Raw genomic sequence first — 13,874 nt, 5'->3', positions numbered from 1 at the left:
GACGCTTAGAACGTCTGGCCGAGGGAGAATTGGAACACTTGAGTTTCAGCGTCATCCGGTTTCTTGACTGGCATGGCCAGCGCGAAACTCAGAGGACCCAGTGCGGTGACCCAGGTCACACCCACACCAACGGAACTTGCCATGTTGCTCAGGCTGATGTCATTGCACTGGGTGTTGGACTTCGTACCATCAGCGTTGGTGACATCCGAGCACTTGGAGTCAAATACGTTACCCACATCCCAGAATACCGAAGTACGCAGGGAGCGTTGATCCTTGACGAACGGCAGAGGGAACAACACCTCCACACCACCCTGGATCAGGACGTTACCACCGAACGGCAGCGGATCCTGGTCCGGGTCGACAGCAGTGCCAGGGTTCTTGCCGGTACTTGGCGTACTGCGAGGACCCAAAGTGCTGTCCTTGAAGCCACGAACCGAGTTGAAACCACCAGCATAGTAGTTTTCATAGAATGGCAAGCCATCGGTCGAACCGTAACCATCGCCATAACCCAACTCGGTATGCAGGCGCATGGTGTAGTTTTCGGACAATGGCTGGAACAGCTGGCCACGGTAATCAAGCTTGAAGAACGACAGGTCGCTGCCTGGCGTCGTGCTTTCCAGCACCAGGCTCTGGGAATGACCACGGGTCGCCAGCACGCCCTTGTTCAGGGTGGACTCGGACCAGCCGGCCGAAGCCTTGAAGTTCAGGTACTTGTCGCCTTCCTTGTTCACGAAGTCAAAGATCTCGTCAACGGTATAGATACCCGTCTTGATCTCGTCCTGCTGAACAGTCAAGCCGAAGGTCAGACGCGATGTCTCACTGATTGGATAACCGACGCTTGCACCCGCACCCAGGCTGTCTACGGAATAGCTGGCTACGTCAACATCGAGATCGTCATAGTCCGTGGTGCGGTAGAACGCGTTGTAACCCAGGCTCACGCCATCAGCGGTCCAGTAGGGGTCGACATAACCGAAGTTATAGCGGCTCTGGTATTCACTGCGGGTCAAGCCGATGCTGACCTTGTTACCGGTACCGAGGAAGTTGTTCTGGGTGATCGAACCACCAAGGATCAGACCCGCGCTCTGGGCGAAACCGACGCTGGCGGTAATCGAACCGGACGCTTGCTCTTCCACACTGTAGTTCACATCCACCTGGTCGTCGACGCCCGGTACGGCCGGGGTTTCAACGTTGACTTCCTTGAAGAAGCCCAGGCGTTCAAGACGGGTCTTGGACTGGTCGATCAGGTAGGTCGAAGCCCAACCACCTTCCATCTGACGCATTTCACGACGCAGCACTTCGTCTTCCGACTTGGTGTTGCCACGGAAGTTGATGCGGTTGACGTAAGCACGCTTGCCCGGATCGACCGCGAAGGTGATGTCTACGGTGTGATCTTCATCGTGAGGCTGTGGCACGCCGTTGACGTTGGCGAAGGTGTAACCCTCGTTACCCAGACGACGGGTGATCAGCTCGGAGGTGGTGGTCATCAACTTGCGAGAGAACACCTGGCCTTTCTGCACCAACAACAGCGACTTGACCTGGTCCTCAGGAACTTTCAGGTCACCGCTCAGCTTCACGTCACGAACGGTGTACTTGTCGCCTTCGTTGATGTTGACGGTGATGTAGACGTGTTTCTTGTCCGGGGTGATGGACACCTGGGTCGAAGCGATATCCATGTTGATATAGCCACGGTCCAGGTAGTAGGAGCGCAGACGCTCCAGGTCACCGGAGAGCTTTTCACGAGCATACTTGTCGTCGTTCTTGAAGAACGACAACCAGTTGGTGGTCTTGAGTTCGAACAGATCGATCAGATCTTCATCAGGGAAAACCGTGTTACCCACCACGTTGATGTGCTGGATAGCCGCAACGGTGCCTTCGTTGATGTTGACCTTCAGACCAACGCGGTTGCGCGGCTGCGGCACCACTTCGGTGTCTACGGTAGCCGAGTAGCGGCCTTGGGCAACATATTGGCGCTGCAGCTCGTTACGCACACCTTCGAGGGTGGCGCGCTGGAAGATCTCGCCTTCGGCAAGACCTGATTGCTTGAGGCCCTTCATCAGGTCTTCAGTGGAGATCGCCTTGTTACCTTCGATCTCGATACTGGCAACCGACGGACGCTCGACTACAGTGATGACAAGGACGTTGCCATCGCGGCCCAGCTGGATATCTTGAAAGAAACCGGTTTTGAACAGCGCACGCGTGGATTCCACCAGGCGACGATCATCCGCCTGTTCACCGACGTTCAACGGCAAAGCACCAAAGACGCTACCCGCGGAGACCCGCTGGAGGCCATTGACGCGAATATCAGAGATAGTGAAGGACTCGGCGTGAACTTCGGCGATCATCAATACGGTGAGAACCGCAGTTAGCAGCAGACGTTTCATGAAGTCCTTTCTTATTCCAACTGGCAATAAACAAACTGCCGCAAAATGCGGCAGATTCGCAATTCAGCGACGTTACAGACGGCCTAGATCATTGACCAGAGCGAGCAACATCACTCCGACCACCAAACTGATACCGATCTGTATCCCCCAACCTTGCACCCGATCCGACAAGGGGCGACCACGCGCCCACTCGATCAGATAAAACAACAAATGCCCCCCATCCAGCACAGGAATGGGCAGCAAATTCAGAACCCCCAAGCTAATACTCAGATAAGCAAGGAAATTCAGGAAATCAGCGACACCCGACTGGGCCGAAGCGCCCGCCACTTTAGCAATGGTTATCGGTCCACTCAAGTTTTTTACCGAGAGCTCGCCGAACAACATTTTCTTCAATGAATCGAGGGTCAGCAGGCTCATGGTCCAGGTACGTCGAGCCCCTTCCCCAATCGCAGCCAAAGGACCGTAGCTGACCTCACGGATCATCTCGGGTGGCCAATCGACCGCCTTCACCCCCGCCCCCAAATAACCGCTCGGCGCCTTTTTCTCACCGCGCGCAGCCAGCGTGACCGGGACGTCGATTTGAGCACCATCGCGCTCGATCCGCAGCATGATTTTGGTATCAGGACGCATACGGACGATATCGACCACCTGCTGCCAGTCATCCAGCGACTGGCCATCAAGCGCCAGCAACCGATCCCCCATCTTCAGGCCTGCAGCCTGTGCCGGACCTTTCGGGTCAAGCTCGGCCAGGATTGGCGGCAATGCCGGGCGCCAAGGACGGATACCCAGCGAACGAATCGGATCCGGCTCGTCGGCACCCTTGAGCCACTTGTCCAGCGCCAGCTCACGCGGCGAGTCAATCGTGGATCCCTGCTCACGAACCAGCAATTGCAGGGAACCGCTTTCCCCCAATCGACGGACCAGTTGCAGATTCACCGCGGCCCAGCCGGAAGTCGGCTCGCCATCGATGGAGATGATTTCCTGCCCAGCGCTCAAACCGGCTTTGGCGGCAATACTGCCAGACTCGACAGCACCGATGACCGGGCGCACCTGCTCGCTGCCGAGCATGGCCAACACCCAGAAAAACGCAAACGCCAGCAAAAAGTTGGCAATCGGCCCAGCCGCTACGATAGCAATACGCTGACGAACCGATTTGCGATTAAAGGAATGATCGAGCTGATCAACGGGCACTTCGCCTTCACGCTCGTCGAGCATCTTCACGTAGCCACCGAGCGGAATGGCGGCCACAACGAACTCAGTACCCTGCTTGTCGTGCCAGCGGAGCAGCGGCATGCCGAAGCCCACGGAGAAACGCAGCACCTTGACCCCACAGCGACGCGCGACCCAGAAATGGCCGAACTCGTGGAAGGTGACCAGCACGCCCAAAGCCACCAGGGTGCCGACAATCATATAGAGCGCGCTCATCTACTTTCTCCGCATTTCTTTCAGGTGCTGCGTGAACCAACGCAACGCAGCACTTAACGCCCGTGACGACTCAGCCATTGTTCGGCCAGCACACGCGCCTTCGCATCTGCCGTGAACACCGCCTCAAGATCATCCACTGCCACCACCGGCTCGAGATTCAATGTTTCTTCGATGATACTCGCGATTTCCGGGTAACGAACCCGTCCGTCGAGAAACGCCGCCACAGCAACCTCATTCGCCGCATTCAGCATGGCCGGTGCGCTGTTACCCGCCTCAGCCGCCAGACGCGCCAGGCGCAGGCAAGGGAAACGCTCTTCATCCGGCGCCTGGAAGTCCAGGCGGGCGACGGCAAACAGGTCCAGCGGTGCTACACCCGAATCGATTCGCTCAGGCCACGCCAACGCATTGGCGATGGGCGTGCGCATGTCGGGATTGCCCAATTGGGCCAGAACCGAACCATCGATGTAGTCCACCAGCGAATGAATCACGCTCTGCGGATGAATCACCACCTCAACCTGTGACGGCTTGGCATCAAACAGCCAGCAGGCCTCGATCAACTCGAGCCCTTTATTCATCATGCTGGCCGAATCGACCGAAATTTTGCGCCCCATGGACCAGTTCGGGTGAGCGCAAGCCTGCTCAGGCGTAACATGCGCCAGCTCAGCGATAGGCGTCTGTCGGAACGGACCGCCAGAGGCCGTCAGCAAAATCCGACGCACGCCGACTGCGCCGAGCCCACGGGCGTAATCCTGTGGCATGCACTGGAAAATCGCATTGTGCTCACTGTCGATCGGCAACAATACCGAACCGCTCTTGTGCACGGCTTGCATGAACAACGCACCGGACATCACCAGTGCCTCTTTGTTGGCCAGGAGGATTTTTTTGCCCGCCTCCACTGCCGCCAGCGTCGGACGCAACCCCGCCGCCCCGACAATGGCCGCCATCACCGCATCCACTTCAGGATCGGCAGCGACCTGACACAAGCCTTCCTCACCCACCAGCACGCGGGTCGAAAGACCTGCAGCACGCAAGTCATCCTGCAACGCGCGAGCGGCGCCCGCTTCTGGCACGACGGCGAATCGCGGGGTGTGTCGCACGCACAGCGCCAGCAACTCACTCAAACGGGTAAACCCGCTCAAGGCAAAGACTTTATAACGCTCGGGATGACGAGCGATCACATCAAGGGTGCTCAGACCAATCGAACCGGTCGCCCCCAAAACGGTAATCTGCTGAGGGCGGCTCACGGTGCAGCCATCCACAGCAGCACGGCAAATACGGGAATGGCCGCAGTCAGGCTATCGATCCGGTCCAGCACCCCGCCATGACCCGGCAGCAGATTACTACTGTCCTTGATCCCGGACTGGCGCTTGAACATGCTTTCGGTGAGATCACCCACGACCGAGATGAAGACGATCACGGCTGCACCGATCAACCCCTTGAACAACTCGGCGACGGTCCAGTCGCGAAAGAACCCGACAAGAACGGTGATGACCAGACTCAAGGCCAGACCGCCGTAGACACCCTCCCAGCTCTTGCCAGGGCTGACCTGCGGCGCCAGCTTGCGCTTGCCGAAAGCCCGACCGGAAAAGTACGCACCGATATCGGCACCCCAGACCAGCACCATCACCGCCATGATCAACCAGTTACCGAGCGGGTACTGCTTGATCTGCACCAGGCCTTGCCAGGCAGGCAACAGGATCAGCAGGCCTATCACCAGTTTGCAGGCCGCACTGGCCCAGTGATCGCTGGAACGTGGATACGTCAGCACCAGGTAGGTCGCAATGCCCCACCAGAGCACCGAAGCCCCCAACACCCAAGGCGCGAGGCCGGGCAGGATGTGCATGATAAACAGCATCAACGCGACGACAGCGGCATAACCTACGCGCATCGACTGGGCAGTGAAGCCTGCCAGTCGCGCCCATTCCCAGGCGCCAAGGGTCACGACCAGCCCGATGAACAGCGCAAAACCGGAACCCTCGAGCAGGAAAAACCCGCCCAGGGCAATCGGCAACAGGATCAGCGCAGTGATGATTCGTTGTTTAAGCATTAAACCCGGGCTCCAGCCTCGACCTGCTCGCTCGTTTTACCGAAACGACGCTGGCGGGATGCGAAATCGGCCAGCGCGTTACGCATGGCGTCGTGTTTGAAGTCCGGCCAGAACAGGTCGGAGAAGTACAACTCGGCATATGCCAGTTGCCACAGCAGGAAGTTACTGATGCGGTGCTCGCCACCGGTACGGATGCACAGGTCCGGCAGCGGCAGATCGCCGGTCGCCAGGCAGGTTTGCAGTAGGTCCGGCGTGATGTCCTCCGGACGCAAATGCCCGGCCTGGACTTCCCGAGCCAGTCGCTGGGCAGCCTGCGCGATATCCCACTGACCACCGTAGTTGGCGGCGATCTGCAGCACGAAGCGATTCGCGCCGGCAGTCATCGCCTCGGCTTCACGCATGGCAGCCTGAAGCTCCGGATGAAACCGCGAACGATCGCCAATGATGCGCAAACTGATGTTGTTGTCGTTCAGGCGCTTGGCCTCGCGACGCAATGCCTTGAAGAACAGATCCATCAAGGCACTGACCTCATCGGCCGGGCGCTGCCAGTTCTCACTGGAGAACGCGAACAGGGTCAACACCTCGACCCCGGACTCGGCACACACCTCGATGACCGCACGAACTGCGTCCACACCCGCTTTATGCCCGGCGACACCCGGCATAAAGCGTTTTTTCGCCCAGCGATTATTACCATCCATGATGATCGCGACATGGCGCGGCACCGCGGACGGCGCAGTCTGCTTGGTCTTGTCCATTAACACGTGACCCTTATACGGCCATCAGGTCTTTTTCTTTCTGCGCCAGGTCTGCGTCGATCTTGGCCACGAACTTTTTGGTCAAATCATCGATTTCGCCAGTAGCACGACGCTCTTCGTCTTCGCTGATTTCCTTTTCCTTGACCAGATCCTTGAGCTGGCTGTTTGCATCACGACGGATGTTGCGCACGGCAACACGAGCGTCTTCAGCCACATCACGAGCCTGCTTGGTGAAGCCCTTGCGGGTTTCTTCGGTCAGGGCCGGCATGGAGATCAGCAGCAACTCACCCAGGTTGGTTGGGTTGAGGTTCAGACCAGCACTACCAATGGCTTTGTCGACGGCGCCCAACATGTTGCGCTCGAAGGCAACGACCTGCAGGGTGCGTGCATCTTTAACGGTGATGTTCGCTACCTGTTTGATCGGGGTGTCGGCGCCGTAGTACGGCACCATCACGCCTTCCAGAATGCTTGGGTGCGCCTGGCCGGTACGAATGCGGCCGAAGTTGTGCGCCAGCGATTCTACGGATTTCTGCATGCGCTCTTGAGCGTCTTTCTTGATTTCGTTGATCATTGTTGGCCTTCCTCGATCAGGGTCCCTTCAGCGCCGCCATGCACGATGTTCAGCAGGGCGCCGGGCTTGTTCATGTTAAATACGCGCAATGGCATCTTGTGGTCGCGGCACAGGCAAATGGCCGTCAGATCCATCACACCCAGCTTGCGATCCAGCACTTCATCGTAGGTCAGATGATCGAACTTCTCGGCATGCGGGTCTTTGAACGGGTCAGCGGTGTAAACACCATCGACCTTGGTTGCCTTGAGCACGACATCGGCATCGATTTCGATCGCACGCAGACAGGCTGCCGAATCTGTGGTGAAGAACGGGTTGCCGGTACCGGCCGCGAAAATCACCACGTCCTTGGAGTTCAGGTGGCGCATGGCTTTGCGGCGATCATAGTGATCGGTCACGCCAACCATGGAAATGGCCGACATCACGATGGCCGAGATATTGGCACGTTCCAGCGCATCGCGCATGGCCAGGGCGTTCATCACAGTGGCCAGCATGCCCATGTGGTCACCGGTGACCCGATCCATGCCGGCCTTGCTCAGCGCTTCGCCACGGAACAGGTTACCACCGCCGATCACCAGACCGACCTGGACACCGATGCCGACCAGTTGGCCAACTTCCAGGGCCATGCGATCCAGAACCTTCGGATCGATCCCGAACTCTTCCGAGCCCATCAGGGCCTCGCCGCTAAGTTTGAGTAGAATGCGTTTATAGCGAGCCTGATAACCACTGCCCTGCTGAGCCATTGCGAATCTCTCCTGCGGCGTATTTTAAAAAATTCTTTGCGAGCTGTTTACAGCTGGCGTTCACTCTAGCTTGGCGCTGCTTCAGCGCCATCGGAACATGGCTTTGTAAGCCAGTTCCAAACGGAAACCAATTAAAAATTGGTGACCCATCTGAAAAGAGGCTGCGCGCGTGAGCGGGCAGCCTCTTCAGGGCGACAGTTAAAAACCGTCTTATTGCTTGGCAGCAGCCAGTTGAGCAGCAACTTCTTCAGCGAAGTTATCAACTGGCTTCTCGATGCCTTCGCCGACTTTGAAGTAGGTGAAGGAAACGATTTCAGCGCCGGCTTTCTTGGCCAGAGCACCTACGGTGATTTCCGGGTTCATCACGAAAGCTTGCTCAACCAGGCTGGCTTCGGCCAGGAACTTGGTGATACGACCAGCGATCATTTTTTCAACGATTTCGGCTGGCTTGCCTTTCATCTTGTCTTCGTTCAGCTGCAGGAATACAGCCTTCTCGCGCTCGATGGCTTCTGGCGAAACCTGCGATGGCACCAGGAACTCAGGGTTGCTTGCCGCCACGTGCATGGCGATTTCCTTGGCCAGCTGGACGTCGCCGCCCTTCAGGACAACAGCAACACCGATCTTGTTACCGTGCAGGTAGGTACCTACCACGTCGCCTTCTACGCGAACCAGGCGACGGATGTTGACGTTTTCGCCAACTTTGGCCACGAGGGCTTCACGAGCCGATTCCTGAGCGGCGATCAGCGGAGCTGCGTCGGTCAGTTTTTCGTCGAAAGCTTTTTCTACGCTGGCAGCAACGAAGTTCTTGAAGTCGTCTTGCAGGGCCAGGAAGTCGGTCTGCGAGTTCACTTCCAGCAGTACGGCAGACTTGTCGTCGGCCTTGATGGCGATTGCGCCTTCAGCGGCAACGTTGCCAGCTTTCTTGGCTGCCTTGATGGCGCCCGAAGCGCGCATGTCATCAATGGCTTTCTCGATGTCGCCGCCAGCCTTGGTCAAGGCCTTTTTGCAGTCCATCATGCCTTCGCCGGTACGCTCGCGCAGTTCTTTGACCAACGCTGCAGTAATCTCTGCCATTTCAAAATTCCTCTTGGATAGGTTATCAACCATTCCACCCGATCGAACGGGCGTTCAATTCTTCCCGAACCACCCTTGTTAGCTGCCGCACGTTACAAACAGGCCAGTGGGCGCCGACAAATGGTTTTCGAGGTGGCAAAAAGGGGGCCAAGCCCCCTTTTTGCTTACTGAGTCAACGCCAGGGCGTCAATTACTCAGCTGCAGCTGCCGGAGCTTCTTCTACGAACACTTCGGTGCCGCCAGCAACGTTGTTGCGACCACGGATAACAGCGTCAGCCATCGAACCCATGTACAGCTGGATAGCGCGGATTGCGTCATCGTTGCCTGGGATGATGTAGTCAACGCCTTCCGGGCTGCTGTTGGTATCGACTACGCCGATAACCGGGATGCCCAGCTTGTTGGCTTCGGTGATCGCGATGCGCTCGTGATCAACGTCGATAACGAACAGAGCGTCTGGCAGACCGCCCATGTCCTTGATACCACCCAGGGAACGATCCAGCTTTTCCAGGTCACGGGAGCGCATCAGCGCTTCTTTCTTGGTCAGCTTGGCGAAAGTACCGTCTTCGGCTTGCACTTCAAGGTCACGCAGACGCTTGATGGAAGCACGGATGGTTTTGAAGTTGGTCAGCATGCCGCCCAACCAGCGGTGATCGACGTACGGCGAACCGCAACGTGCTGCTTCTTCAGCAACGATCTTGCCAGCGGAACGCTTGGTGCCGACGAACAGAATCTTGTTTTTGCCCTGGGCCAGACGCTCTACGAAAGTCAGAGCTTCGTTGAACATTGGCAGGGTTTTTTCAAGGTTGATGATGTGGATCTTGTTACGCGCGCCGAAAATGTATTTACCCATTTTCGGGTTCCAGTAACGGGTCTGGTGACCGAAGTGCACACCGGCCTTCAGCATATCGCGCATGTTGACTTGGGACATGATAGTTCCTTAATAAGTCGGGTTTGGCCTCCACGTATCCCAATGACCAACCAGCAGCATCAGCTGAAGGCACCCAGGTCATCGTGTCGACACGTGTGTGGATTTAAGCTTTTCGGGACATCCCCGGAAAGCGGCGCATTTTATACCACAGGGTCGGAAAAAACGGAACCCGGATTCTGAAATCCTGGCGACCAGGGTGTTCCAGCCCCTGGAATCCGCGCAGATTGCACCATCCTATATAGAGAAGCGATGCACAGAGGCGCGGATTTGCGCTGTTCGTCTGTTAGAATCGCGTTTTTCAGGGCGGCGAAGTTCGATCACGCGATGCCCATTCCGTTTGAGAAGCGCCGTCGAGCGCAGAGAGAGCCTGTATGACCGTCACCCTCAAAACTCCCGAGGACATCGCAAAAATGCGCATCGCCGGCAAACTGGCCGCCGATGTGCTGGAAATGATTGCCGAATATGTCAAGCCGGGCGTCACCACTGATCAGCTTAACCAGATCTGCCACGACTATATCGTCAACGAGCAGAAAGCCATCCCTGCCCCACTCAACTACAAGGGCTACCCGAAGTCGATTTGCACCTCGATCAACCATGTGGTCTGCCACGGCATCCCGAACGACAAACCGCTGAAGGATGGCGACACGCTGAACATCGACGTCACCGTCATCAAGGACGGCTACCACGGCGACACCAGCCGCATGTTCCACGTCGGGACTGTGCCAGTCTGGGCCGAACGCCTGTCGCAAGTGACCCAGGAATGCATGTACAAGGCCATCGAGCTGGTTAAACCCGGCTGCCGCCTGGGTGACATTGGCGAAGTGATCCAGAAGCATGCAGAGAAGAACGGTTTCTCGGTGGTTCGCGAGTTCTGTGGCCACGGCATCGGCAAGGTCTTCCATGAAGAACCGCAGATCCTGCACTACGGCCGCGCCGGCACCGGCATGGAGCTGAAGGCAGGCATGACGTTCACCATCGAACCGATGATCAACCAGGGCCGTGCCGAAACCAAGGTGCTGGGCGACGGCTGGACCGCAATCACCAAGGACCGCAAGCTTTCGGCGCAGTGGGAACACACACTGCTGGTCACCGATACCGGTTACGAGATCTTCACCTTGCGCAGCGATGACACCATCCCTCGCGTTTCGGCCTGATCCGCTTGCGTAGCTCCCAGCCATAAAAGATAGGAAAGCCAATCGATGCCGCAGGTGGATCCCGAACTCTTCGACCGCGGCCAGTTCCAGGCTGAACTGGCACTGAAGGCCAGCCCGATCTCAGCCTTCAAGAAGGCGATCCGTCAGGCCCGCGAAGTGCTCGACGCGCGCTTTCGCAACGGGCGGGATATACGGCGACTGATCGAGGATCGTGCCTGGTTCATCGACAATATCCTGCAAAAGGCATGGGAGCAGTTCAACTGGAGTGAAGACGCCGATATCGCACTGGTTGCGGTGGGTGGCTACGGTCGCGGCGAGCTGCACCCCTACTCCGACATTGATTTGCTGATCCTGCTGGACAGCGCCGACCATGAAGTTTTCCGCGACTCCATCGAGCGTTTTCTGACGCTGCTGTGGGACATCGGCCTGGAAGTCGGTCAGAGCGTTCGCTCGGTCGAGGAATGCGCCGTCGAGGCCCGCGCCGACCTGACGGTGGTGACCAACCTGATGGAAAGTCGCACCATTACCGGCCCGGAGCACCTGCGCCAGCGCATGCTGGATGTCACCAGTACCGCGCACATGTGGCCGAGCAAGGACTTCTTCCTGGCCAAACGCGCCGAACAGAAGGCCCGCCATCACAAGTACAACGACACCGAATACAACCTGGAGCCCAACGTAAAAGGCTCGCCCGGTGGCCTGCGGGATATCCAGACGATTCTCTGGGTCGCCCGTCGCGAATATGGCACGTTGAACCTGCGGGCCCTGGCCGGTGAAGGCTTTCTGGTCGAGAGCGAAAACGCGTTGCTGGCTTCCTCCCAGGAGTTTCTGTGGAAGGTTCGTTACGCCTTGCACATGCTGGCCGGCCGCGCCGAAGACCGCTTGCTGTTCGACCACCAGCGCACCATTGCCAAGCTGCTGGGATTCGAAGGCGACGACGCAAAACAGGCCGTCGAAAACTTCATGCAGCAGTATTACCGGGTGGTGATGAGCATTGCCCAGCTCAGCGACCTGATCATCCAGCACTTCGAAGAAGTCATCCTCGCCCCGGAAGACGAGGCACAGCCGCAACCGATCAACTCGCGCTTCCAGCTGCACGATGGCTACATCGAAGCGCGCAGCGACAACGTGTTTCGCCGTACCCCGTTCGCCATGCTGGAAATCTTCGTACTGATGGCCCAGCAGCCGGAAATCAAAGGCGTACGCGCCGATACCATTCGCCTGCTGCGGGAAAATCGCCACCTGATCGACGACGATTTCCGCAATGACATCCGCAACACCAGCCTGTTCATCGAACTGTTCAAGTGCAAGATCGGCATCCACCGCAACCTGCGCCGTATGAACCGTTATGGCATCCTCGGGCGCTATCTGCCGGAGTTCGGTTTTATCGTGGGACAGATGCAGCACGACCTGTTCCACATCTATACCGTCGATGCGCACACGCTGAACCTGATCAAGCACCTGCGCAAATTGCAGTACACCCAGGTGTCGGAAAAATTCCCGCTGGCCAGCAAACTCATGGGCAAGCTGCCCAAACCCGAATTGATCTACCTGGCGGGCCTGTACCATGACATCGGCAAAGGCCGGCATGGCGACCACTCGGAAATCGGCGCTGTGGACGCCGAAGCCTTTTGCCAGCGCCACCAGCTTCCCGTGTGGGATAGCCGCCTGATCGTCTGGCTGGTGCAGAACCACTTGCTGATGTCGACCACCGCGCAGCGCAAGGACTTGTCCGACCCGCAAGTCATCCACGACTTTGCCCAGACCGTCGGCGACGAAACCCACCTCGATTACCTGTACGTGCTGACGGTCGCCGATATCAACGCCACCAACCCGACGCTGTGGAACTCCTGGCGCGCCAGCCTGCTGCGCCAGCTCTACACCGAGACCAAGCGCGCATTGCGTCGTGGCCTGGAAAACCCGGTGGACCGCGAAGAGCAGATCCGCCAGACCCAGAGCGCGGCCCTGGACATCCTGGTGCGCGGCGGTACCGACCCGGACGATGTCGAGCAGTTGTGGGCGCAGTTGGGTGATGACTATTTCCTGCGTCACACCGCTGGCGACGTCGCCTGGCACACCGACGCGATCCTTCAGCAACCGACCGATGGCGGGCCGCTGGTGCTGATCAAGGAAACCACGCAACGGGAATTCGAGGGCGGCACGCAGATCTTCATCTATGCACCGGACCAGCACGACTTCTTCGCCGTGACCGTGGCCGCGATGGACCAGCTCAACCTGAACATCCATGACGCCCGGGTCATCACCTCCAGCAGCCAGTTCACCCTCGACACCTATATCGTGCTTGATACCGACGGCGACTCTATTGGCGATAACCCGGCGCGGGTCAAGCAGATCCGCGACGGTCTGACCGAAGCCCTGCGCAACCCGGATGACTACCCGACGATCATCCAGCGCAGGGTGCCGCGCCAGCTCAAGCATTTCGCTTTCGCGCCCCAGGTGACGATCCACAACGACGCACAGCGCCCGGTGACCGTACTGGAACTGACCGCGCCGGACCGCCCTGGCCTGCTGGCCCGGGTCGGCACGATCTTCCTGGAGTTCGACTTGTCGCTGCAGAACGCCAAGATCGCCACCCTGGGCGAACGCGTGGAAGACGTGTTCTTCATCACCGACGCCAACAACCAACCGTTGTCCGACCCACTGCTGTGCAGCCGCCTGCAGGATGCGATCGTCGAACAACTGAGCGTCAACCAGGAACCCGATATCAAACTGTCGCGCATCAGTATCTGAATCACCCCCACTTCTCCACTGTGGGAATGGGCCTGTTTTTCCCAATGTGGG

The 13,874-nt window shown here is 58.1% G+C and carries 11 protein-coding genes; 2 read left to right on the top strand and 9 right to left on the bottom strand.

Translation table 11 applies throughout. The features are described 5' to 3' along the window. Window positions 1-5: 5 nt before the first annotated feature. The 9 genes from bamA to rpsB form a co-directional block, all read right to left on the bottom strand. On the bottom strand, window positions 6-2,381 hold the full coding sequence (gene bamA / locus HNQ83_RS11115) for an outer membrane protein assembly factor BamA (protein ID WP_175388992.1): 2,376 nt from the start codon (window positions 2,379-2,381) through the stop codon (window positions 6-8). A gap of 72 nt (window positions 2,382-2,453) precedes the next feature. Next, window positions 2,454-3,806: a sigma E protease regulator RseP gene (gene rseP / locus HNQ83_RS11110; protein WP_175388991.1), complete on the bottom strand. Its 1,353-nt coding sequence runs from the start codon at window positions 3,804-3,806 to the stop codon at window positions 2,454-2,456. Between the two features lie 53 nt (window positions 3,807-3,859). Then, window positions 3,860-5,050 (bottom strand): 1-deoxy-D-xylulose-5-phosphate reductoisomerase, encoded by a 1,191-nt coding sequence (gene ispC, locus HNQ83_RS11105; protein WP_175388990.1) that lies wholly within the window; start codon window positions 5,048-5,050, stop codon window positions 3,860-3,862. Continuing rightward, window positions 5,047-5,853 carry a phosphatidate cytidylyltransferase gene (locus HNQ83_RS11100; RefSeq protein WP_175388989.1) on the bottom strand — a complete coding sequence of 269 codons (807 nt, stop codon included), beginning with the start codon at window positions 5,851-5,853 and terminating at the stop codon, window positions 5,047-5,049. Before HNQ83_RS11100 ends, ispC begins: the two co-directional genes overlap by 4 nt. Then, entirely contained in the window at window positions 5,853-6,608 is a 756-nt protein-coding gene (gene uppS, locus HNQ83_RS11095; protein ID WP_175388988.1) for a polyprenyl diphosphate synthase, read from the bottom strand. Before uppS ends, HNQ83_RS11100 begins: the two co-directional genes overlap by 1 nt. A gap of 13 nt (window positions 6,609-6,621) precedes the next feature. Further along, window positions 6,622-7,179, bottom strand: a complete 558-nt coding sequence (gene frr / locus HNQ83_RS11090; RefSeq protein WP_095197092.1) for a ribosome recycling factor — start codon at window positions 7,177-7,179, stop codon at window positions 6,622-6,624. Then, window positions 7,176-7,919: a UMP kinase gene (gene pyrH, locus HNQ83_RS11085; RefSeq protein WP_003222124.1), complete on the bottom strand. Its 744-nt coding sequence runs from the start codon at window positions 7,917-7,919 to the stop codon at window positions 7,176-7,178. The genes frr and pyrH overlap by 4 nt, the downstream gene beginning before the upstream one ends. 210 nt (window positions 7,920-8,129) lie before the next feature. Then, window positions 8,130-8,993, bottom strand: a complete 864-nt coding sequence (tsf, locus tag HNQ83_RS11080; protein ID WP_175388987.1) for a translation elongation factor Ts — start codon at window positions 8,991-8,993, stop codon at window positions 8,130-8,132. A 190-nt stretch (window positions 8,994-9,183) separates the two neighbouring features. After that, window positions 9,184-9,921: a 30S ribosomal protein S2 gene (rpsB, locus tag HNQ83_RS11075; RefSeq protein ID WP_008057307.1), complete on the bottom strand. Its 738-nt coding sequence runs from the start codon at window positions 9,919-9,921 to the stop codon at window positions 9,184-9,186. 371 nt (window positions 9,922-10,292) lie between these two features. Between rpsB and map the strand changes: the two genes are divergently transcribed. Together map and HNQ83_RS11065 are read left to right on the top strand one after the other, a co-directional pair. After that, complete coding sequence (gene map / locus HNQ83_RS11070) at window positions 10,293-11,075, top strand: type I methionyl aminopeptidase (protein WP_175388986.1); 783 nt, start codon at window positions 10,293-10,295, stop codon at window positions 11,073-11,075. Window positions 11,076-11,120: 45 nt separating this feature from the next. Further along, a complete protein-coding gene (locus HNQ83_RS11065) occupies window positions 11,121-13,823 on the top strand; it encodes a [protein-PII] uridylyltransferase (protein WP_175388985.1) in 2,703 nt (900 codons plus the stop codon). Window positions 13,824-13,874 lie beyond the last annotated feature (51 nt).

Origin of the sequence: Pseudomonas sp. C2B4 (genome assembly GCF_013359695.1) — a bacterium.
GTDB lineage: Bacteria > Pseudomonadota > Gammaproteobacteria > Pseudomonadales > Pseudomonadaceae > Aquipseudomonas.
The sequence above is the reverse complement of the archived record's forward strand: the minus strand, read 5'-3'. Positions and strand labels throughout refer to the sequence as shown.

Bases quoted from the DNA above. Each gene is read 5' to 3' on its own strand.
- bamA (WP_175388992.1), bottom strand. From the start codon at position 2,381: ATGAAACGTCTGCTGCTAACTGCGGTTCTCACCGTATTGATGATCGCC.
- rseP (WP_175388991.1), bottom strand. From the start codon at position 3,806: ATGAGCGCGCTCTATATGATTGTCGGCACCCTGGTGGCTTTGGGCGTG.
- HNQ83_RS11100 (WP_175388989.1), bottom strand. From the start codon at position 5,853: ATGCTTAAACAACGAATCATCACTGCGCTGATCCTGTTGCCGATTGCC.
- uppS (WP_175388988.1), bottom strand. From the start codon at position 6,608: ATGGACAAGACCAAGCAGACTGCGCCGTCCGCGGTGCCGCGCCATGTC.
- frr (WP_095197092.1), bottom strand. From the start codon at position 7,179: ATGATCAACGAAATCAAGAAAGACGCTCAAGAGCGCATGCAGAAATCC.
- pyrH (WP_003222124.1), bottom strand. From the start codon at position 7,919: ATGGCTCAGCAGGGCAGTGGTTATCAGGCTCGCTATAAACGCATTCTA.
- tsf (WP_175388987.1), bottom strand. From the start codon at position 8,993: ATGGCAGAGATTACTGCAGCGTTGGTCAAAGAACTGCGCGAGCGTACC.
- rpsB (WP_008057307.1), bottom strand. From the start codon at position 9,921: ATGTCCCAAGTCAACATGCGCGATATGCTGAAGGCCGGTGTGCACTTC.
- map (WP_175388986.1), top strand. From the start codon at position 10,293: ATGACCGTCACCCTCAAAACTCCCGAGGACATCGCAAAAATGCGCATC.
- HNQ83_RS11065 (WP_175388985.1), top strand. From the start codon at position 11,121: ATGCCGCAGGTGGATCCCGAACTCTTCGACCGCGGCCAGTTCCAGGCT.